Source organism: Aeromicrobium sp. CTD01-1L150 (assembly GCF_041951745.1).
Taxonomy (GTDB): Bacteria; Actinomycetota; Actinomycetes; order Propionibacteriales; family Nocardioidaceae; genus Aeromicrobium.
The window spans coordinates 519,953-541,345 of the sequence record NZ_CP169555.1 but is presented as its reverse complement, the minus strand read 5'-3'; the positions used below and the strand labels follow the sequence as shown (position 1 = coordinate 541,345).

The following is a 21,393-nucleotide window of genomic DNA, read 5'->3' as shown; positions in this document are numbered from 1 at the left end:
GGACGCCTCAGGGTGCGGCGGGAGGCTCCTGCTCGGCCACGGGTGGCCGCTCGCCGGCCGGGGTCAGGACGCGTCGCCGTCCACCGGGCAGCCGGGTGGCGAGGCTGCCGAGCGGCTCCACCGCACCGCTCAGCACCGAGACGGCTGCGTTGAGGTTGGGGATCGCGTTGCCGAGGGCCTCCAGCCGGGGAACGATCGCATCGAAGGTGTTGCCGAGCTCGACGAGCTGGTCGAGCGTGCCGCCGGGCGCCAGCATCGTCTCCAGGATGCCCTCGTCCTCCAGCAGCTGCTCGAGGAGTCCGCCGGGCTCGAGGACGTTGTCCAGCGGGCCGCCCTCGGCGAGCATCCGATCGAGCGCGCCGTCCGGCTCGAGCATCCGTTCCAGGGGGCCGCCCGGTGCCGTGAGGCGTTCCAGGGGTCCGTTGGGTGCGAGGAGCCGGTCCAGGGCACCGCCGGGGGCCAGGAATCGGTAGAGCGGGCCGTCCTCGGCGAGGGCCCGGTCGAGTGGACCGTCGGCCTCGAGCAGACGCACGAAGGGGCCATCCTCCGAGGCCATGCGATCGACCACCCCGTCACGGGCCAGGGCCCGCCCGATAGGCCGGTCCTCGGCGGTGATGTCGGCGATGAGGTTGCCCAGGGCGATGACACCACGCTCGTCGGCGAGCAGCTTGCCGATCTGCTCCAGGAGACCGTCCTCACCGATGAGCACGGCGATCCGGCTCGCGTACCCGCCCTCGCGCAGCAGGGGCCCGTCCGGCGAGGCCAGCTGCCCGAGGGCGAGGGTCGTGCGCGTGGCGGAGACCGTGACGCGCACGGGCAGGGTGACGAAGCCGACGAGGTCCATGCAAGCCAGAGTAGAACCGTGACATCGTCGATGTCACGTATTGCCCGCCGTCTTCACACGGCTCAACTCCTCCCGATTCGTGAGCCCGGGCACCCAACGACTGGTCCATTGGGTGCTGGGGCTCACACATCGGGGGATCAGGCCGGCAGGTGCCGGGCGCGACGGGCCGCCCGGCGCAGGGTGGCCAGGACGGCCGGGCCGAGCACGACGATGGCGAGCGCATTGGTGATCGCACGACCGGTGTCCCACGTCGCGGTGGACGTCGCCAGTGTGTAGAGCCCGAACGACTGCAGGTTCTCCCGCAGCGACGCGCCCGGGTCGAAGGCGAGCGTGCGCTCGCCCTGCCCGGAGATCTCCGCACCGAGCAGGAACGGCCACGACCACAGGTTCATCAGCATCCCGAACACGTACGCCACCACGACGCCGTAGACCACCAGCATCGCGATCTCCCACCGTCCCGAGACCCGGCGCGGCAGGAGCCCGGCGGCCATGCCGATCCAGGCCGCGCACATCATCTGGAACGGCAGCCACGGACCCACCGCGCCGGTGAGCAGTGCCGAGGCGAACAACGACGTGCACCCCAGCGCGAACCCGAACCCGGGCCCGAAGACCCGGCCGGCGAGCACCAGCAGGAAGAAGACCAGCTCGACACCCGACGTCCCGGCACCCAGGGTCCGCAGGGCGCCGTTGATGGCGGTCAGCACTCCGAGCATGGCGAGCGCCCGGGAGTCCATGCCGCCCTCGGTGAGCTCCACCAGGACGACGACGATGACCACCGGCATGAGGACGAGGAAGACGAACGGCGGGTCGACGCGGTCCGCCTCCTGGGACGGCGTGAGCAGCAGCGGCCAGATGAACATCAGTGCGCCCACGAAGGAGGCGGCGGCGAGAGTCACGGCCGAGCGCGGCCCCACCCGCAAGGCACTCCGGGACGTCCCCCCGCTCGCGGTCGATGCCGTCGTCATCGGTGCGACCGGCTCACCGCAGGGCCCCGGCGACCTGCTCGACGGTCAGCCAGTCGTCGCCGAGGATCTTCCAGGTCTGCGGCGCGAAGGCCGGTGACTCCGCCAGCACCTGCTCGGGCGAGCCTGAGGAGACCACCTCACCACCGGCCATGACGTGCACCGAGTCGGCGACCGTCGCGGCGAACTCCACGTCGTGCGTGGACAGCAGCACCCCGTGCCCCTCGTCGGCGAGGTGCCGCAGGATGGTGCGCAGCTCGGCCTTGGCCGTGTAGTCCAGACCCCTGGTGGGCTCATCGAGCGCGACGACGACGGGCTCGGCCGTCAGGATGATCGCCAGCACCAGCGCGAGCCGCTGACCCTCGGACAGGTCGCGCGGGTGCCGGTCAGGGTCGATGGTCGGGACGAGTCGGTCCAGCAGACCCCGGCACGAGCCTGCGGCGGCTCCGGCTTGGGCGTCGGCGGCAGCGCACTCCAGCGCGACCGTCTCCAGGTAGAGCAGGTCCCCTGCCGTCTGGGGGACCAGACCGACGAGTGAGCGGGCCCTGCCGGCACCGGCCGACGCGGGGTCCTCACCCAGGACGTCGACCCGACCTGCGTCGCGCCGTCCGGCGCCCTGCAGCGCCCACAGCAACGATGACTTGCCGGCACCGTTGCGTCCCATGAGGGCGACGACCTCGCCGCGTCCGACCTGCAGCGAGACAGCGCTGACGGCGTCGACACCTGCGTGGGTGACCGTGACCCCGTCAGCGCGCAGGAGCAGCGCGCGGTCGTCGCGACGACGCCGGCCGGCCGGGTCGCCCAGCCGGGCCCGCAGCTCCTCGCGACGACGCCGCGCGGCTCGCACCGACAGTGGCAGCGGCGACCATCCGGCGAGCCGCCCCAGCTCGATCACGGGCGGCGCCACCGGGGAGTCGACGAGCAGGTCCGCGGGTTCGCCGGACCGGACGCGCGCCCCCTCCACCACCACGAGCCGGTCGGCGAAGGGAATGACCCGCTCCATCCGGTGCTCGGCGACGACGACGGTGAGCCCGACGTCGTCGACGAGCCTGGCCAACGTCGCGAGCACGTCCTCCGCGGCCGTGGGATCGAGTGCGGAGGTCGGCTCGTCGAGCACGAGGACCCGTGGGTGCATCGTGAGCACGGCACCGATCGCGACGCGCTGCTGCTGTCCGCCGGAGAGCAGCCGCAGCGGCCGGGTCCGAAGCTCCTCGATGCCCAGCAGGTCGAGCGTCTCCTCCACCCGACGACGCATGGTGGCGTGGTCGACGCCGAGCTGCTCCATGCCGTAGGCGAGCTCCTCCTCCACGGTGTCGGTGACGAAGCCGGCCAGCGGGTCCTGGCCCACCCAGCCCACGAGATGGGCCAGCTCGCGAGGCGGCACCCCGGCGACACTGGCGCCGTCGATGAGGACGTCGCCACGCAGCTCGCCACCGGTGAAGTGGGGCACGAGTCCGTTCATGGTGCGCAGCAGGGTGCTCTTGCCGGTCCCGGTGCGACCCGACACCAGGACCAGCTCACCCTCCTGCATCGTGAGGGAGACGTCGTGCAGCACCGGCTCCGCGGCGTCCTCATAGGTGAAGGTCACGTCCCGCAGCTCGATCATCCCTGCCACCTCATCGGAGCGATCCCTGCAGCTGCGGGGGTGGCGTGAGGAAGGCGGGGAGCACGGCCAGCAGCACGACGGCGACGCCCACGGGCGCCAGCGGCGGCAGGGCATCCAGTGCCGGGTGCACGACGCCCGGTGCCCACGACTGGAGCCGGGTGGACAGCACCGCCACGACGACGCCGCAGCCGGCGGTGAGGACGTCGGCGCGGAGCCAGGGGTCGGGCCGGTAGCGCACCCGTTCCACGCGGCGGCCGGCCGCGACGAACCCGACCGCGGCCAGGCACAGGGCGAGGACGATCATCGGCCAGGCGAGCAGCCGGGGGGCGGATGAGTCCAGGAAGGCGTACACGCCGACGGCGAGTCCCCCGAGTGCAGCCAGGAGCAGCCCACCGGTGACGGCTCGCTCACGCACACCGGCATGACCGCGGCGCCCGTACCCGCGGGCGTCCATGCCTGCGGCGAGTGTCATGGACCTCTCCAGCGCATCCTCCAGGACCGGCACCACGACGCGGCGCAGCGCACCGGTCCCCCGTCCCGGGTCGCCGCGCAGCCTGCGGGCACGACGGACCCGTTGCACGCTCTCCACCAGCTGAGGGAAGACCGAGAGCGCCACGACGACGGCGGTACCGATCTCGTACAACGCCGGCGGCAGCGCCGCGAGCAGTCGTTTGGGGTTGGCCAGGGCGTTGGCCGCCCCGATGCAGATGATGATGGCGCCCAGACGCATGCCGTCGTAGAGGCCGGCCAGCAGCGCCTCGAGCGTCATCGGTCCGAGCAGCCCGGCGCCGCCGAGAGCCTCGGGCAGACGCAGCTGCGGCAGGTCGAGAAGCACGGTGTCGCCGGCCCCGCCGAGCACGACCCGGAACACGACGCGCAGCACCACGATCACCAGGGCGAACCACAGGTAGAACCGGAACCCCAGCGCCCACGGCGCCTCCGTGCGCCGGGCGGTGACGACGATGCCTGCCACCAGGGCCACCATGAGCAGCAGCCACGGATTGGTCACCGAGCCGGCGAGCACCGCCAGACCGAATGCCCACGACCACCAGGCCAGCGGGTGCAGGTTGCGGGCGCGAGCACGGGCGCGACCGTCTCCGGCGGAGACGTTCGGCGCGGTGCGCGTCGCGTCGCTCACGGTGTCCTTCCCGCGGCACGGGGAGGACTCTGGGAGGCCCACCTGCAGACCGCGACAGTGTGGAGTGGTTCAGGGTCCTGCGCAGGTGCTCCGGCTCGCCGCCCACGGGCGGCTCACGGTTGCGGGTCAGCGCCGGACTTGCACCGGCTTCCCCTGCTGCGGGACGTATGGAGTTGGGACTTCAGCCACCCCGACGGTACACCGGCGGGGGTGCCGGGCCCCGGGCGGCAAACAGATCCGCGGGGGTGCCGGGCCCCGGGCGGCAAACAGATCCGCGGGGGTGCCGGGCCACGGGCGGCAAACAGATCCGCGGGGGTGCCGGGCCCCGGCCCAGCCGTACGGCCCAATCCCGACAGACCAGTCTCAACAGGCCAGCGCTCAGCTGTTGGCCGCGCGGCGGCGCACCAGCCACATGAGCACGAGCGCCAGCAGCACGACGGCGGCCGCGCCGAGCACGATGCCGAACCAGGACGTCGTCCCCTCGTCCTCGACGACGGCCTCGCTGGCGCCCGGGGCCGGTTCGGCCGCGTCTCTCGCCTCCTGGGGCGAGATGGCGGGCTGTCGCTCGTCGGCACCCTCCTGGAAGGCCAGCGCCACGACGTCGCCGGCGCTCACGCCCTGGGCGTCGACGGCCTCCTGCGCGAACGTCCAGCCGTCGTCGGTGCCGACCCAGGAGATCCAGTAGGCGTCGGCAGCCGGCATGGAGTCGCACGGCTCGCGCGTCTGGTCCGGGGCGCCGTCCACGCGGCACACGATCGAGGAGCCGAACTCCGCGGTGCCCTCGACGTCGAAGCCGGCGTCGGTGACGGCGTCCAGCACCGTCGCGTCGTCGGCGGCCTCGACGCAGCGCACCTCGAGCTCACCGTCGATCATCTCCGCATCGACCACGACGGTCACGACGTCTGGAGCACAGACGCTCGCGTCCTCGGCCCTGAGGTCTCCCGCCATGGCCGGGACGGCCAGTCCGGAGAGCGCGAGCAGGAGCGTGGCGGCGATCGTGAACGGGCGCATGGCACCGGAGGCTACCAACAAGGCTCGGCGCCTCCGGCGTCCCGCAGGTGCCGGCACGAGCACGTCGGCGCGCCCTCGTCCGCGCGGCCGTCCTCGGTCGGGGCCCGGATCCGTCGCGGCACTCACGGGCCGTCGCTACCGTGGGGCCATGACGCTCTCCGATGAGGTCCGCATCGCCTTGGACGGCAAGTGGCGCCACGTGCGGGAGAAGTCCCGCACCGAGCTCGCCGGCCTCGACCTGGCCTTCGACCACGACCTCACGCTCGACCAGGCACGCGAGCGGACCTTCGCCCAGCTCAAGGAGCTCGTCCCCACCGGCGTGCCTGCCGCGGGGTTCAAGACCGAGCACGGTGGTGGCGGCGACCCCGGCATGGCCGTCACGGGGATCGAGATGCTCGCGCAGTTCGACATGTCCCTCATGGTCAAGGCCGGGGTGCAGTGGGGTCTGTTCGGTGGTGCCGTGGCCAACCTCGGCACCGAACGCCACCACGCGTTGATCCCGCAGATCATCAACCTCGACCTCGTCGGGTGCTTCGCCATGACGGAGACGGGACACGGCAGCGACGTCCAGAGCCTGGAGACGACGGCGACGTTCGACCAGGCGACGGGCGAGTTCGTCATCGACTCCCCCACCCCGGGATCCCGCAAGGACTACATCGGCAACGCCGGCAAGCATGCGAGCGTCGCGGCGGTCTTCGCCCAGCTCATCACCCGCGGCGAGCGCCACGGGGTGCACTGCCTGCTCGTCCCGATCCGTGACGAGCACGGGGCCGACCTGCCCGGTGTCACGACGTCCGACTGCGGCCACAAGGGTGGCCTGCGCGGGGTCGACAACGGTCGCATCGTCTTCGACGGTGTCCGTGTCCCCCGCGAGAACCTGCTCAACCGGTACGGCACCGTCGACGAGGGCGGTGCCTACACCTCACCCATCGAGGACACCAACCGGCGCTTCTTCACGATGCTCGGCACGCTCATCCGGGGCCGCGTGAGCGTGGGCGGGTCGGCGGGAGCGGCCGCCGAGGTGGCGCTCAGCATCGCCGGCCGGTACGCGCTCAAGCGTCGCCAGTTCGGGCCCGATGCGGACACCGAGGTGCTGCTGGCGGACTACCGGATGCACCAGCGTCGTCTGCTCCCGCTCATCGCCCGCTCCTATGCCTACCGGTTCGCCCAGAACCAGCTGGTCGCCCGCATGCACAAGCTGCAGAACATCGACGGGCCTCCCACTGACGACACGGCCCAGCAGCAGCGCGAGCTGGAGGGTCGCGCCGCCGGTCTCAAGGCCATGGGCACCTGGCACGCCTCGCGCGCGATCCAGGAGTCACGCGAGATGTGCGGTGGCGCCGGATACCTCAGTGAGAATCGGATCGCCACGCTGCGTGACGACGTCGACGTCTTCACGACCTTCGAGGGCGACAACCACGTCCTGCTGCAGCTCGTCGCCAAGGAGATGCTGACCGCCTACGGGCAGGAGGTCGGCGGGCTCGATCCGGTGGGCATGGTGCGGTTCGTGGCCGGCACCGTCACCGACGTGGTCAAGGAGCGCACGGCGGCCTCGCAGCTCATCCAGCGCCTCATCGACGCCCGGCCCGGCGGCGACGAGCACGACCTGCTCGACCGCGGCACGCAGCTGGAGCTGTTCGAGGACCGCGAGCAGCACGTCATCGAGACGGCCGCCCGACGCCTGCAGCGCGCCTCCAAGGCGGAGCCGGAGGAGGCGTTCGAGATCTTCAACAACGCCCAGGACCACGTCATCCGCGTCGGCCGGGTGCACATCGACCGTGTGGTGCTGGAGGCGTTCACGGCCGGCATCGCCCGGTGCGAGGACGAGGACGCCGCCGACCTCCTGCGCGACGTCTGCTCGCTGTACGCGCTCAGCACCATCGAGGAGGACCTCGCGTGGTTCATGGGCCACAACCGGCTCTCCGACCAGCGCGCCAAGGTCATCACGAGCGAGATCAACGCGCTGCTCGACAAGCTCCGCCCACACCTGCTGACGCTCGTCGAGGGGTTCGGGGTCCCGGAGTCGACGCTCGACGCGGCGATCCTGCGGGACTGATGCCCGTGCGGCTCACCGTGGCAGCCTGCCTCGTCGTCCCCACCCTGGTGCTCGCTGCCTGCGGGCCGGCGCCCGATCGCGTCCATCCCGAGCGGGCTCGGCTCGCCACCGACGACCTCGCCCGTACGACCCTGGTGGCCACGGGTGCCGCGCTTCGGCTGCCCACCGAGGACCTGCGTGGTGGTGCCGATGCCCGCCGCTGCGAGGATCGCGCCACCGCGCGCCACCAGGTGGATGCGACGTTCGACGTCGAGGTGCGCAACGTCGCCGTCGCCACCGACGACCTGGTGCGTGAGCTGCGGCGAGCGGGCCTGGAGACCGAGCGCTCCCGCGACGGCGAGCGTCGAGTCGTCAGCGGGTCGGTGGGATCGAGGACGTACGAGGTCACGGTGGGCTCGCAGGAGCAGACGCTGACGGTCCGCAGCGAGTGCCTGGACGTCGGCCGTGTCCAGGCGGTGGAGATCTCCTTCGCCGAGCGCTACTCGGTCCGCCCCGGCGAGCCGTCTCCCGACCGGTAGCGGCCACCGCCCTCGTCCCCAGATGTGGGAGCCCTGGCACCCAATCCGGCCTGAGATGGGTGCCAGGGCACCCACATCTGGAGGTCTCAGTCCTCGAAGTCGGTGCGCCGCAGCAGCCGCAGGAGGGTGTAGGCCTCGTCCTGCTGCTCGGCGTCCAGGCCGGCGATGGCGAAGTCGATGTCCATGAGCGCCGCAGTGGCGTCGTCGAGGACCCGGCGTCCCTCCTCGGTGAGCGAGGCGAAGGTGCGCCGCCGGTCGGTGGGGTCGATCTCGCGGGCGACGAGCCCCTGACTGACCAGGCGGTCGATCGCGTTGGTCACCGACGTCGGATGCACCATGAGCCGCTCGCCGATCGTGCTGAGGGACAGCTGCCCGGTGCGGCTGAAGGAGATGAGCCTCAGGACCTCGAACCTCGCGAACGTGATGCCGAACGGGCGCAGGGCCACGTCGAGTCGGTGGCTGAGGATCTGCTGCACCCGCATGATCGACGTCGCGAGACGCATCGCCGTGGCGTCGCCGACGTGCTGCTCCCACAGCTCACCCGCGCGTTCGAGCGGGTCGAAGTCCAAGGGCATGTCCGGAGCGTAGCGAGGAAGATCGGCACGAGGAACGAGTGGGGATCGTCCTCGCGGAGCGGAGGGGGTCGAGCTGGGGTGTGTCGAGACCCCGGAGCGTGCGGAGCCGGTGAGCCTGCTGATCACGAGGCGCCGAGGTCCACGAAGACCCCGACGATGGCCACCAGGGCCAGCGGCACGACCGTCACGAACCACAGCATGGCGCCGCCGATGCCCAGCACCCGGCTCACCCCCGGCGTGGCGCCGGCGCGACGGAGCTCGCGTGCGGTGGTGGCATCCTGCGAGCCTGCGTAGACCTGCGCGGGCATGAACGGGGTCGTGAACGGTGCGAGCAGGGCGAAGAAGACGCCGGTGAGGACGATCGCCAACGGATCGGACACCGTCTGACGCACGGTCGTCACGATCGCGATCGCGACGAGCGCCGCCACCACGAGGGCGACGTGGTAGCCGACGATCAGCAGCAGGGCTCGTCTCCAGGACCGACGGCTCGCCCGCACGAGCGCGAGATGGATCCGCTTCTCCTCGCGGACGGCGATCACGACGGCCACCACGAGAGCAGTCACCGCGACGACCCATCGCATCCACAGGTCCATGCGTACGACCGTACAGAATTCCTCCGGCTTCCAATTACTTGGACATCCTAGTAATATGGGCGGCACCCCACCACCGAGGAACCCCATGACCGAGCTGCACGTCCCCACCCACCCCGTCCGCCTCGTCACGGCATCGAGCCTGTTCGACGGTCACGACGCGAGCATCAACATCATGCGGCGCATCCTGCAGAGCCAGGGCGCCGAGGTGGTGCACCTCGGGCACAACCGGTCCGTGGCCGAGGTGGTCGACGCTGCGGTCGAGGAGGACGTGCAGGGCGTCGCGGTCAGCTCCTACCAGGGCGGCCACGTCGAGTACTTCGAGTACCTGGTGGAGTCGTTGGCGGCCCAGGGCGCCGGCCACGTCAAGGTGTACGGCGGCGGGGGCGGCGTCATCGTGCCCGAGGAGATCGCCCGCCTCCGCGAGGCAGGCGTGCGCATCTTCTCGCCCGAGGACGGACAGCGCCTCGGGCTCGCCGGCATGATCAACACGATCATCGCCGAGTGCGACGTCAACCTCGCATCGACTGGCTCAACCAATCTCGACGCGGTGCTCTCCGGCGACCGGTCCGCCCTCGCCCGCGCCGTCACCGCGGTGGAGACCGGCCATCTGGCCGAGTCCGACATCGCTCGCTTGCGTGAGCTCGCAGAGGCGTCCAGCACACCGGTCCTCGGGCTCACCGGCACCGGCGGATCCGGCAAGAGCTCGCTCACCGACGAGCTCGTGCGGCGCCTGCGCACCGACCAGCAGGGCAAGCTCCGGGTGGCCGTCCTCGCCATCGACCCGACCCGCCGCAAGGGTGGCGGCGCACTGCTCGGCGACCGCATCCGAATGAACTCGCTGCACCCGGGTGTCACCTACTTCCGCTCGCTCGCCACCCGCGGCGCGCACGAGGTGCCCGAGCACCTGGGCGACGTCATCGCCCTGCTGCGCGCGGCGCCGTTCGACCTCGTGATCGTCGAGACCCCCGGCATCGGCCAGGGCGACGCGGCGATCGTGCCCTACGTCGACCGTTCCATGTACGTCATGACACCGGAGTTCGGCGCGGCCTCGCAGCTGGAGAAGATCGACATGCTCGACTTCGCCGACGTCGTCGCCATCAACAAGTTCGAGCGGCGCGGCGCCTCCGACGCCATGCGCGACGTCGGGCGGCAGCTGGTCCGCAACCGCGAGGCGTTCGGGTCCAAGCCCGAGGACATGCCGGTCTTCGGCACGTCCGCCGCGACGTTCGACGACGACGGCGTCACCGCGCTGTACCAGCACGTCGCCGCGATGCTGCGCGAGGACGGCCTGGCCATGCACGAGGGCACGCTCGCCCCGGTCGACGGCCGGCACTCGACCCGCATCGCCCAGGTGATGCCGGCCGAGCGGGCCCGCTACCTGGCGGAGATCACCGAGACGGTGCGCGCCTACCACGCCGAGACCGAGCGGCTCGCCGAGCAGGCGCGACGAGCGCAGCGGCTCAGGTCGGTGGCTGATGAGCTGCCGGACCTCACCGAGCTGGAGGAGGCCGCAGCCACGGCCGAGCGCGACCTCCCCCGCGAGGTGGCCGAGCAGATCGAGGGCTGGCCGCAGGTGGTGGAGTCCTACTCCGGCGACGAGCAGGTCGTGGTGGTCCGTGACCGCGAGATCCACACCCAGCTCGTCCGGGAGTCGCTGTCGGGCTCTGAGGTCCGGCGTGTGAGCCTGCCGCGCTACAGCGACCACGGCGACCTCGTCTCGTTCTGGCGGCGTGAGAACCTGCCGGGGCACTTCCCGTACACGGCGGGCGTCTTCAAGTTCAAGCGTGATGGCGAGGACCCGGCGCGCATGTTCGCCGGCGAGGGCGATCCGTTCCGCACCAACCGTCGTTTCAAGCTGCTGAGCGAGGACGGCGACGCCACCCGTCTGTCCACGGCCTTCGACTCCGTCACGCTCTACGGGCGCGATCCCGACGAGCGACCCGACGTCTACGGCAAGGTGGGCACCTCGGGCGTCTCCGTGGCGACGCTCGATGACATGAAGGCGCTCTACGACGGCTTCGACCTCGTCTCCCCCTCGACCTCGGTCTCGATGACGATCAACGGGCCGGCGCCCACGGTGCTCGCCTTCTTCCTCAACACCACGATCGACCAGCAGCTCGACGCGTTCCGTGAGCGGGAGGGTCGTGAGCCCGACGAGGCAGAGGCCGCACAGGTGCGAGCCAACGCGCTGCAGCAGGTGCGCGGCACGGTGCAGGCCGACATCCTCAAGGAGGACCAGGGACAGAACACGTGCCTGTTCTCCACCGAGTTCTCGCTGCGGATGATGGCCGACATCCAGGAGTGGTTCATCGAGCAGGGGGTGCGCAACTTCTACTCGGTCTCCATCTCCGGCTACCACATCGCCGAGGCCGGGGCGAACCCCATCAGCCAGCTGGCGTTCACGCTGGCCAACGGGTTCACCTACGTCGAGGCGTACCTCGCGCGCGGCATGGACATCGACGACTTCGCCCCCAACCTGTCGTTCTTCTTCTCCAACGGCATGGACCCGGAGTACTCGGTGCTGGGGCGGGTGGCCCGGCGCATCTGGGCCGTGGCGATGAGGGAGAAGTACGGCGCCAACGAGCGCAGCCAGAAGCTGAAGTACCACGTGCAGACGTCGGGACGTTCCCTGCACGCGCAGGAGATGGACTTCAACGACATCCGCACGACGCTGCAGGCGCTCATCGCCATCTACGACAATGCCAACAGCCTGCACACCAACGCCTACGACGAGGCCGTGACGACGCCGACGGACCAGTCGGTGCGTCGGGCGCTCGCGATCCAGATGATCATCAACCGCGAGTGGGGCATCGCGATGAACGAGAACCCCACGCAGGGCGCGTTCCTCACCGACGAGCTGACTGACCTCGTGGAGGAGGCGGTGCTGGCCGAGTTCGACCGGATCAGCGAGCGCGGTGGCGTGCTGGGCGCGATGGAGACCGGGTACCAGCGGGGTCGTATCCAGGACGAGTCGATGTTGTACGAGCAGCGCAAGCACGACGGTTCGCTGCCGCTGATTGGCGTCAACACCTTCCTCGCCCCGGAGTCCGACGAGCCGCCCGCGGAGGTGCAGCTCGCGCGGGCCTCGGCGGAGGAGAAGAAGTCCCAGCTGGACCGGGTCCACGCCTTCCAGGCAGCCCATCGCAGCGAGGCCGAGGAGGCGATCGCCCGGCTCAAGCAGGCCGCGACGTCTGGCGAGAACGTCTTCGCCGTCCTGATGGACGCCGCCCGCGTCTGCTCCCTGCAGCAGGTCACCGAGGCGTTCTTCGAGGTCGGCGGACAGTACCGGCGCAACGTCTGACCCGGTCCCACCCGCTGATCGGTGCCTGAGCAACCGATCGAGGCTGTGCCGGCCGGATCGGTGCCGGATCAACCGAAACAGGCGTCTTTGGGTTGGTCAGGCACCGATGGGACGGCGAGTGGTTGCGTCTCGGCCCCGACTCGTTCAGCGAGCGAGGTGCGCCGTGGCGCGGTACCAAGGGAGGGGGCACACCCACGTCCCGGAGGGAGCACCCATGACCACCGCGACCATCCTGTGGGTCTGCGTCGGCATCGTCGCCATGATCATCATGGCGGTACTGGCCGTCACGGCCCTGCGCAACAGCCGGGCCCGGACCGCGCAGCATCAGGAGCAGGACCGCGAGCGCGCCGACGAGCTGCGCCAGGAGGCCCGCGAGGTCGATGTGCAGGCCCGGCGCACGGAGGCGGGAGCGGCCGAGACGCGCGCCCAGGCCGACGAGGCACGGCTCGAGGCCGACCGTCTGGAGAACCTCGCGGACCGCCTCGAGGACGAGGCGCAGCAGACCGACGCCGACGCCCAGGAACGTCTCACCGAGGCGGACCGCCTCGACCCCGATGCCGCCCCGGCCGCCACGCCCGAGGATCGTGCCGCAGCCGCGGCCGCCCATCGGGACGACCCGAACCACCTCGGTCTCGCAGGTCGCGGTGCCCCCGAGGACGCGTCCTCCGGTGATCCTGGCGGTTCACCCGTCAGCGAGCCGGCCCGGGACCCGTTCGCCGACGGCGACCGGGCCCACCCCGCCCCCGGTCGAGGTGATGTCTTTGCCTCGGGGAGCCATCGACGACGTCGGCCGGAGGAGTCCTCGCAGAGTGCCGACGACGTCCCCGACATCGATGAGCCGCCGCTGTCTGAGGAACCCTGACCGGCCGGGTCCCTCCTGGTCGGTGCGCCGAGCGGAAGCCGACGTCGCGGTGCCGCTGGCGCACCCACCCCACGAGAACGTCACTCAGGCGCGGCGGGGGAACCGCCCGAAGTCGGGCGTGCGCTTCTCCTTGTAGGCGTCACGGCCCTCCTGTGCCTCCTCGTTGCCGTAGAAGAGCAGGTTGGTGTCGTGCGCGAGCTGCTGGATGCCGGCGTAGCCGTCCTCGTGGGCATGGAAGCTCAGCTTCGAGAGCCGGACCGCCCACGGCGACAGCTGCAGGATCTCCCGGCACCACGTCACCGTCTCCGCCTCCAGGTCGGCCAGCGGCACGACCGTGTTCACCAGCCCCATGTCGAGCGCCGTCGCGGCGTCGTACTGGCGACACAGCATCCAGATCTCCTTGGCCTTCTTGGGGCCGACGAGGTCGGACAGCACGCTCGACCCGTACCCGCCGTCGAACGACCCGACCTTGGGCCCCACCTGGCCGAACCGAGCGTTGTCGGCGGCGATCGTCATGTCCGCCACGAGGTGCAGGACGTGCCCGCCGCCGATCGCCCAGCCGGCGACCATCGCGATGATCGGCTTGGGCGTGCGGCGCATCTGCACGTGCAGGTCGGTGACGTGGAAGCGGCCGGTGGCCGCCTCGTCAGTCTTGTAGCCGCTGTCGCCGCGCACCCGCTGGTCGCCACCGGAGCAGAAGGCCTTCTCACCCTCGCCGGTCAGGATGATGACGCCCACGGACTCGTCCTCGCGTGCGACGTCGAGCGCCTTGGCGATCTCGATGATGGTCTGCGGCCGGAAGGCGTTGTGCACCTCCGGCCGGTCGATCGTGATCTTGGCGATGCCGTCATCGCAGGTCTCGTACCGGATGTCGGTGTACTCGCCGGAGGCATTCCAGAGGACGTCAGCAGAAGGACTCATGCAGGCATTCTCCCCCGCCACCCCGGGACGTCATGAACGACCCCGCGCAGCGCCTCACACCGCGGGATAGGGTCGCGGCGTGAGCGAACTCCCCACCGTCGACGAGGTCCGCGAGCTGCCGGCCGTCCGCACCACCGTGGTGCCCCAGAGCTACTTGGACGAGAACGACCACATGAACATCGGTCGGTACTTCGAGGAGGCCTCCACCGGGCTCTGGGAGCATGCGATCGAGCTCGGGCTGGGTGAGGACTACATCGACGGGCGGGGGCTCAGCACGTTCACCGCCGAGCACCACATCACCTACCTGAACGAGCTGCGGCTGGGCGATCAGCTCTCGGTTCACGTGCGGCTGCTGGAGCGCTCCGACAAGGTGCTGCACGAGATGGCCTTCGTGGTCGACGACACCCACGACCGTCTCGCCTGCCTCTTCGAGTCGACGCTCGTCCATGTCGACATGTCGGCACGACGCCCGACGCCCTTCCCGGACGACATCGCCGCCGTGCTCGATGCCGAGATCACGCGCTGCTCCCGCGACTGGGCCGCACCGGTGTGCGGCGCGATGGGAGTGCGCCGACGGTGACGGCCCACGGCCCCACACCTGAGCGTCCTCTGCCCGACGAGCCGCTGTCAGATGACGTGGGGCGCGACGTCCCGATCCGACGGCCGGTCCGACGTGTCGTCTCGCTCGTGCCGTCACTCACCGAGGCGATCGCCGCCACCTGCCCCGACGTCCTGGTGGGCGCGACCGACTGGTGCACCCATCCGGCCGACCTCGACGTCGAACGGGTCCGCGGCACCAAGAACCCCAACCGTGCGGCCATCGAGGCGCTGGATCCGGACCTCGTGATCGCGAACCAGGAGGAGAACCGCGAGCTCGACGTGCGCCGCCTGCACGACGCCGGTGTGCCCGTGTGGGTCACCCGCATCGAGACGCTCGACGAGGCGTTCACGTCCATGCGCCGGGTGTTCTCCGAGGCCCTGGGCCACGACGTCCCCTCGTGGTTGGCCGACGCCGAACGGGCCTGGTCCGAGCCGGCGAGCCCGCGAGGCACGGTGGCGGTACCCATCTGGCGCGACCCGTGGATGGTGGTGGGCCCGCGGACCTTCACCACCGACCTGCTGCGACGCCTCGGCTGGCACAACATCTTCGACGAGGACGCCGCGCAGGGCGACGTCGCCCGCTACCCGCACGTCGAGGTCGCAGACATCGACCGCGACGACGTCGACCTCGTGCTCCTGCCGGACGAGCCCTACGTCTTCACCGCCGACGACGGACCCGAGGCCTTCGGCACGGCGCCGACGCAGCTGGTCTCCGGCCGCCTGCTCACCTGGTACGGGCCCTCGCTCGTGCAGGCGCAGGAACAGCTCCCCCGACCAAGCACCCGCTGACCAGACCCCCAGATTCCCATGAGCTCCTGGGGATCAGGAGACATACCCCGGATTCTTGCTACTCACTCCAGAAGACGAACCGGGGGTGAGCAGGAAGGCGGACTCAGTCCTTGGACGAGGACTGCTTCTCGCGCCGCGACGCGGCCCGACGCTCCAGGACCCGACGCTCGGCCTGCTGCTTCTCCAGTGGCGTGATCGTCACCTTGTGCTTGGAGACGACGTAGGGGGTCTCGCCGACGATCGCGTTGTGGCTTCCGCTGAACAGGTACTTGCTGCCCAGGTTGATCATCGTCGCGAACCGGTTGCGGTTGCCCAGCAGGGTCGCGATGTGCAGCGCCACCCAGATGATCCACGCGAGGAAGCCCTTGAGCTTGGGCATGAAGGCGATCTCGGCGACCGCCGATGCCTTGCCGATGGTGGCCATCGTGCCCTTGTCGGAGTACTTGAACGGCTTGGGGCTCTTGCCCTGGCCCGCCAGGTCGGCCTTGATCACCTTGGCGACGTGCTTGCCGCCCTGGATGGCCGGCTGGGCCAGCTGCGGCAGGGGGTCGGGGCCGATGGAGATGTCGCCGATGGCGAAGACGGCATCGCGGTCCTTGACCCGCTGGTGCTCGTCGACCTCGATGCGTCCACCACGCCCCTGCGGGACGTCCCAGTCCATGACGGTGGGGTGGGCGGTGACGCCGGTGGCCCAGACGACGATCCCGGCCTCGAGGAACTCCTGCTCACCGTCGTGCTCCACGAGGACGCCGTTGTCGCGGACCTCCTTGACAGCGGTGTCGAGCCGCAGGTCGACGTCGCGCTTCTCCAGCGAACGCTTGGCGTAGTCGCGCAGCTTGGCATCGAACGGTCCGAGGACGTGCGGCGCCATCTCCAGCAGCGTGACGTGGATGCGCGCGCGGTCCAGCTCGGGATACGTGGTGGGCATGTCCGTGTTGCGGAACTCCGCGAAGGCGCCCGCGGTCTCGACGCCGGTGGCGCCTCCGCCGACGACGACGATACGCAGGTCGGAGTCCTGGCCGTTGATGGCGAACTCCTCGAGGTTGGCGAAGAGCCGGTCGCGCACCCTGAGGGCGTCAGAGCGCTTGTAGAGCGGATGCGCGAACTCCTCGGCCCCCGGGGTCCCGAAGTAGTTGGTGGTGACCCCGTTAGCCAGGACGAGGTGGTCGTACGTCACCGAGACGTCGCCGTGCAGGCTGAGCGTCTTGGAGGAGTGGTCGATGTGGGTGACGATGCCCTTGACGAAGCGCACGTTGCGCTGCTTGGCGCGGATCGCACGCAGGAACCAGGTGATGTCGCCGGGGTTCAGGCTCGCGGTGGCGACCTGGTACAGCAGCGGCTGGAACGTGTTGTAGGTGTGCCGGTCGATCAGGGTGATGTCGACGTCGGCCCGCTTGAGCTTGCGGACGGCGGCGAGACCGCCGAAGCCGCCGCCGACGACCACGACGTGGGGGCGGTTCCGCACGGGAGCAGATGAGCTTGCCATGTCTGGAATGCTACTCGCGTGACGCCGCTCACGACGCTCTGCGGGGCGCGCTCTGCTCCCTGCAGAGCCTCATCGCCGGGTCGGTTCAGGACGAGGAACGAGCGGCCACCCATTGCCGGGTCTGTCGCTTGTTGAGCTGCACCAGCACGACGATCGCGGCGGCGAGGTTGAGCACTCCGGCGGGAAGGAACAGCACGGACGCGACGATGCCGACGATGCTCATCACCAGCAGGGCCACCCAGCCGGCGCGCTGTCCGGAGCGAGCCCACAGGGCGACGACGGCGCCGATGACGCCCAGCACCACCCATCCGGCGGTGGCCAGGCGCAGGAACAGGATCATGGCGTCGGTGGTCCAGCCGGAGCCCTGCAGGACGTCTCGGACGAAGCCCGGTTCCTCCAGGCTCTGGCGGTAGGCGTCCTCGCCGAGCGTGAGGGCGACGAGCCCGAGGACACCCACGACAGCGGCCACGGCGCAGGAGATGACCGTCAGCCAGACGGCGATCTCCAGGGCCCTGGGGCGCCGTCCGGCAGCCGGTGACGCGGCGTCGGAGGGCGCCTGGGTCTGGACGCCGACCGTCGGCGCGCCCTGGCCCGGCGTGCTCTGGCCCGGGCCCTGGCTTGATGCGGGAGGCTGCGCGGCGGGCGGGGCCTGCCCGCGGCCCGGACGGAGCTTCTGCGGGACCGGTCTGCCGTTCTTCTCGGCGAACCAGCGTCGCGCATCGCGCGTCCACAGGGCCATGGCGCACAGGACGGTGACCACGCCGGGCAGGAGGCCGGCGAACCCGCTCGCGGCGAAGACGAGGGCCCCGAGGCCGAGCAGGACGGTCAGCACCCACCGTGACGCCTCGTGCCCGCGGGCAGCGTAGATGGCGAAGATCGTGGCCGCGACGGCGAGCACCACCACCGCCTGGGCGGCGATGCGCAGCCAGGTCAGCAGCTGGTCCATCGTCAGGCTGCTGCTGGCCAGTGGCTCGGTCTCGAGCACGGACTCAAGACCCTCCTGCATCGACAGCGAGCCCCAGTCACCGAGCAGGCTCATCAGGTTGACGAGGATGAGCAGCGAGCTGAAGCCGACGAACAGGCAGGCGAGCGTCACCGACGCGGGTCGGCGGGGCGCTTCTGGCATGCGCTTCACCCTACAGAGCCACCCGCACGGCTCAGAGACCGCGCGGGTGGACGCACGATGATGGATCGCAGCCAGGGCCGCAGAGGCAACGTCCGGTCCGCCGTCCGACGCAGGATGATGGATCTGGGCTGCCCCGGCAACCGTGATCCATCACCCTGCGTCCTGGTCCGCCCGGCGCCGTCCCGCACCAGGACGGCCTGGGCTCAACCCGGGACCACCTGAGCTCAACGGTGGATCGTCAGCGCGTCGCCCTCGAGGTCACGGTCCACGCGCACGGTCTCGCCGTCGCGCACCTCACCGGCCAGCAGCGCCTTGGCGAGCTGGTCGCCGATGGCCTGCTGGACCAGCCGGCGCAGGGGTCGGGCGCCGTACGACGGGTCCCATCCGGTGAGCGCCAGCCACTCCTTGGCGGCATCACTCACGTCGAGACTGATGCGTCGCTGACCCAGCCGACGCCCGAGCGCGGCCAGCTGCAGGTCGACGATGTGGGTCAGCTCCTCGGTGCCGAGCGGGTGGAACATGACCACCTCGTCGAGCCGGTTGAGGAACTCCGGCTTGAACGACGCCTTCACGACCTCCATCACCGCCGCCCGTCGGCCGGCATCGTCCAGTACCGGGTCGTCCAGCACCTCATCGGCCGGGCCGGTGCCGGCCAGGATGTGGGAGCCGAGGTTCGAGGTGAGCACCAGGATGACGTTGCGGAAGTCGACGGTGCGGCCCTGGCCGTCGGTCAGGCGGCCGTCGTCGAGCACCTGCAGCAGGATGTCGAAGACCTCCGGGTGGGCCTTCTCCACCTCATCGAGCAGCACGACGGAGTAGGGCCGGCGACGGACGGCCTCGGTGAGCTGACCGCCCTCCTCGTGCCCGACGTAACCGGGAGGCGCACCGACCAGCCGGCTGACGCTGTGCTTCTCGCCGTACTCGCTCATGTCGATGCGGACCATGGCGCGCTCGTCGTCGAACAGGAACTCCGCGAGGGCCTTGGCGAGCTCGGTCTTGCCGACGCCGGTGGGCCCGAGGAACAGGAAGGAGCCGGTCGGACGGTCGGGGTCGGAGATGCCGGCGCGGGCGCGGCGGACGGCGTCAGAGACCGCCGTGACGGCCTCCCGCTGACCGATGAGCCTACGGCCCAGCTCGTCCTCCATCCGCAGGAGCTTGCCGGTCTCGCCCTCCAGCAGCCGCCCCGTGGGGATGCCCGTCCAGGCAGCGACGACCTCGGCGATCTCGTCGGCGGTCACCTCATCGTGCACGAGGCGCTCGTCCGCGCCGTCGCCGGCCTCACGCGCGGCCTCGGCGGCCTGGGCGTCGGCGAGCTGCCGCTCCATGGCGGGGATCTCGCTGTAGAGCAGCCGTGCAGCGGACTCGAGGTCGCCCTCACGCTGGGCCCGGTCGGCGGCGATGCGCACCTCGTCGATGCGCTCCTTGATCTCGCCGACGGCATTGAGGCTCTGCTTCTCCGCCTCCCAGCGCTGCTCGAGCGCCCGCAGGCTCTCGGACTGGTCGGCCAGCTCTGTGCGCAGCGCGGCCAGCCGCTCGACGGAGGCGGCGTCGCTCTCCTTCTGCAGGTGCAGCTCCTCCATGCGGAGCCGGTCGACGCTGCGGCGCAGCTCATCGATCTCCACGGGACTGGAGTCGATCTCCATGCGCAGGCGGCTGCTGGCCTCATCGACCAGGTCGATGGCCTTGTCGGGCAGCTGCCGGCCGGGGATGTAGCGCTCGGACAGCGTCGCAGCGGCCACGAGCGCGGCATCGGCGATGGCCACCTTGTGGTGCGCCTCGTAGCGTTCCTTGAGACCGCGCAGGATGGCGATGGTGTCCTCGGCACTGGGCTCACCCACGAGGACCTGCTGGAACCGACGCTCCAGTGCGGGGTCCTTCTCGATGTTCTCGCGATACTCATCGAGCGTGGTGGCGCCGATCATCCGCAGCTCGCCGCGGGCCAGCATCGGCTTGAGCATGTTGCCGGCGTCCATCGAGGAGTCGCCGCCGGCGCCGGCCCCGACGACCGTGTGCAGCTCGTCGATGAAGGTGATGACCTGCCCCTCGGAGGTCTTGATCTCCTCCAGCACCGCCTTGAGCCGCTCCTCGAACTCGCCGCGGTACTTGGCACCGGCGAGCATCGCGCCGAGGTCGAGGCTGATCAGCCGGCGACCACGCAGCGACTCCGGTACGTCGCCGGCGACGATGCGCTGGGCGAGGCCCTCGACGACGGCCGTCTTGCCGACCCCGGGCTCACCGATGAGCACCGGGTTGTTCTTGGTGCGCCGGCTGAGCACCTGCACCACGCGGCGGATCTCGCCGTCGCGGCCGATCACGGGATCGAGCTTGCCCTCGCGGGCCACGGCGGTGAGGTCGACGCCGTACTTCTCCAGCGACTGGTAGGAGTCCTCGGCATCCTGGCTGGTCACGCGGGCGCCGCCGCGGACTGCGGCGAAGGCGGCCTGCAGGGCGTCGGGCGTCGCGCCACGTGAGGTGAGCAGCTCTCCGGCCGGGGAGTCGACCGTCGCGACACCGACGACGAGGTGCTCGGTGGAGACGAAGTCGTCGCCGAGCTCGCCGGCGAGGTCGAGGGCGCGCTGCAGCACCTCGTGGGTGGCGCGCGCGAGGCCGGGGGTGGCGACGGTGCTGCCGGCGGCCGCCGGCAGGGCGTCGATGACACCCTTGAGGTCGGTCAGGACGTCGGCGGGGTCGACGCCGGCAGCCTGCAGCAGCGGCGCGGCGGTGCCACCGTCCTGGGTGAGCAGGGCGGCGAGGACGTGGGCCGGCTCGACGGCGGGGTTGCCGGCAGCCGCGGCCCGGCTGGCAGCGGTGGCGAGGGCCTGCTGCGAACGCGTCGTGAACGCGGAAAGGTCCATGGAGGCTCCTGTTGGTCGAGAAAGATCGGTACCCATCACAACACCACAAGAGTTGAGTCCATTCCACTCAACTCTGTCTGCGTCGCGAGTCACTCCAGCACCCCTCGCGAGTCACTCCGGCACGCGTCGCGAGTCACTCCGGCACGCGTC

17 protein-coding genes and 1 riboswitch are annotated in these 21,393 nt (G+C 70.8%); of the genes, 6 read left to right on the top strand and 11 right to left on the bottom strand.

Annotated elements, in window-relative coordinates:
- Positions 1 to 7: 7 nt before the first annotated feature.
- From ACEVFP_RS02595 to ACEVFP_RS02575, 5 genes are all read right to left on the bottom strand, one after another.
- Positions 8 to 844 carry a hypothetical protein gene (locus ACEVFP_RS02595; protein WP_375001785.1) on the bottom strand — a complete coding sequence of 279 codons (837 nt, stop codon included), beginning with the start codon at positions 842 to 844 and terminating at the stop codon, positions 8 to 10.
- 137 nt (positions 845 to 981) lie between these two features.
- Positions 982 to 1,809: an ECF transporter S component gene (locus ACEVFP_RS02590; protein ID WP_375001784.1), complete on the bottom strand. Its 828-nt coding sequence runs from the start codon at positions 1,807 to 1,809 to the stop codon at positions 982 to 984.
- Positions 1,810 to 1,822: 13 nt separating this feature from the next.
- Positions 1,823 to 3,412: an ABC transporter ATP-binding protein gene (locus tag ACEVFP_RS02585; RefSeq protein ID WP_375001783.1), complete on the bottom strand. Its 1,590-nt coding sequence runs from the start codon at positions 3,410 to 3,412 to the stop codon at positions 1,823 to 1,825.
- Between the two features lie 10 nt (positions 3,413 to 3,422).
- Positions 3,423 to 4,550, bottom strand: coding sequence for an energy-coupling factor transporter transmembrane component T (locus tag ACEVFP_RS02580; protein ID WP_375001782.1), 1,128 nt, complete (start codon positions 4,548 to 4,550; stop codon positions 3,423 to 3,425).
- A 62-nt stretch (positions 4,551 to 4,612) separates the two neighbouring features.
- A riboswitch (cobalamin riboswitch) is annotated at positions 4,613 to 4,734 on the bottom strand.
- A 194-nt stretch (positions 4,735 to 4,928) separates the two neighbouring features.
- The gene (locus ACEVFP_RS02575) at positions 4,929 to 5,561 is read right to left on the bottom strand and encodes a hypothetical protein (RefSeq protein ID WP_375001781.1); all 633 of its coding nucleotides are present in this window, start codon (positions 5,559 to 5,561) and stop codon (positions 4,929 to 4,931) included.
- Positions 5,562 to 5,709: 148 nt separating this feature from the next.
- Between ACEVFP_RS02575 and ACEVFP_RS02570 the strand changes: the two genes are divergently transcribed.
- On the top strand, positions 5,710 to 7,617 hold the full coding sequence (locus ACEVFP_RS02570) for an acyl-CoA dehydrogenase (protein ID WP_375001780.1): 1,908 nt from the start codon (positions 5,710 to 5,712) through the stop codon (positions 7,615 to 7,617).
- Complete coding sequence (locus ACEVFP_RS02565) at positions 7,617 to 8,135, top strand: hypothetical protein (RefSeq protein ID WP_375001779.1); 519 nt, start codon at positions 7,617 to 7,619, stop codon at positions 8,133 to 8,135. Before ACEVFP_RS02570 ends, ACEVFP_RS02565 begins: the two co-directional genes overlap by 1 nt.
- Positions 8,136 to 8,221: 86 nt before the next feature.
- Here the strand turns inward: ACEVFP_RS02565 and ACEVFP_RS02560 are convergent, their stop codons facing one another.
- Together ACEVFP_RS02560 and ACEVFP_RS02555 are read right to left on the bottom strand one after the other, a co-directional pair.
- The gene (locus ACEVFP_RS02560; protein WP_375001778.1) at positions 8,222 to 8,710 is read right to left on the bottom strand and encodes a MarR family winged helix-turn-helix transcriptional regulator; all 489 of its coding nucleotides are present in this window, start codon (positions 8,708 to 8,710) and stop codon (positions 8,222 to 8,224) included.
- A gap of 122 nt (positions 8,711 to 8,832) precedes the next feature.
- Positions 8,833 to 9,303, bottom strand: a complete 471-nt coding sequence (locus ACEVFP_RS02555; protein WP_375001777.1) for a hypothetical protein — start codon at positions 9,301 to 9,303, stop codon at positions 8,833 to 8,835.
- Positions 9,304 to 9,388: 85 nt separating this feature from the next.
- On the opposite strand from ACEVFP_RS02555, the gene icmF reads away from it, so the two are divergent.
- A complete protein-coding gene (icmF, locus tag ACEVFP_RS02550; RefSeq protein WP_375001776.1) occupies positions 9,389 to 12,604 on the top strand; it encodes a fused isobutyryl-CoA mutase/GTPase IcmF in 3,216 nt (1,071 codons plus the stop codon).
- Positions 12,605 to 12,818: 214 nt separating this feature from the next.
- Complete coding sequence (locus ACEVFP_RS02545) at positions 12,819 to 13,466, top strand: hypothetical protein (RefSeq protein WP_375001775.1); 648 nt, start codon at positions 12,819 to 12,821, stop codon at positions 13,464 to 13,466.
- Positions 13,467 to 13,550: 84 nt separating this feature from the next.
- Here the strand turns inward: ACEVFP_RS02545 and menB are convergent, their stop codons facing one another.
- Positions 13,551 to 14,387 carry a 1,4-dihydroxy-2-naphthoyl-CoA synthase gene (gene menB, locus ACEVFP_RS02540; protein ID WP_375001774.1) on the bottom strand — a complete coding sequence of 279 codons (837 nt, stop codon included), beginning with the start codon at positions 14,385 to 14,387 and terminating at the stop codon, positions 13,551 to 13,553.
- A 79-nt stretch (positions 14,388 to 14,466) separates the two neighbouring features.
- Here menB and ACEVFP_RS02535 point away from each other — a divergent pair, with 79 nt between their 5' ends.
- A complete protein-coding gene (locus tag ACEVFP_RS02535; RefSeq protein WP_375001773.1) occupies positions 14,467 to 14,967 on the top strand; it encodes a thioesterase family protein in 501 nt (166 codons plus the stop codon).
- Positions 14,968 to 15,011: 44 nt separating this feature from the next.
- A complete protein-coding gene (locus ACEVFP_RS02530; RefSeq protein ID WP_375003754.1) occupies positions 15,012 to 15,776 on the top strand; it encodes a helical backbone metal receptor in 765 nt (254 codons plus the stop codon).
- Positions 15,777 to 15,879: 103 nt separating this feature from the next.
- Here ACEVFP_RS02530 and ACEVFP_RS02525 read toward each other — a convergent pair whose 3' ends face one another.
- The 3 genes from ACEVFP_RS02525 to clpB form a co-directional block, all read right to left on the bottom strand.
- Positions 15,880 to 17,262 carry an NAD(P)/FAD-dependent oxidoreductase gene (locus tag ACEVFP_RS02525; protein ID WP_375001772.1) on the bottom strand — a complete coding sequence of 461 codons (1,383 nt, stop codon included), beginning with the start codon at positions 17,260 to 17,262 and terminating at the stop codon, positions 15,880 to 15,882.
- A gap of 85 nt (positions 17,263 to 17,347) precedes the next feature.
- Positions 17,348 to 18,388 carry a hypothetical protein gene (locus ACEVFP_RS02520; RefSeq protein WP_375001771.1) on the bottom strand — a complete coding sequence of 347 codons (1,041 nt, stop codon included), beginning with the start codon at positions 18,386 to 18,388 and terminating at the stop codon, positions 17,348 to 17,350.
- Positions 18,389 to 18,612: 224 nt separating this feature from the next.
- Positions 18,613 to 21,243, bottom strand: coding sequence for an ATP-dependent chaperone ClpB (gene clpB / locus ACEVFP_RS02515; protein ID WP_375001770.1), 2,631 nt, complete (start codon positions 21,241 to 21,243; stop codon positions 18,613 to 18,615).
- Between the last annotated feature and the right edge of the window lie 150 nt (positions 21,244 to 21,393).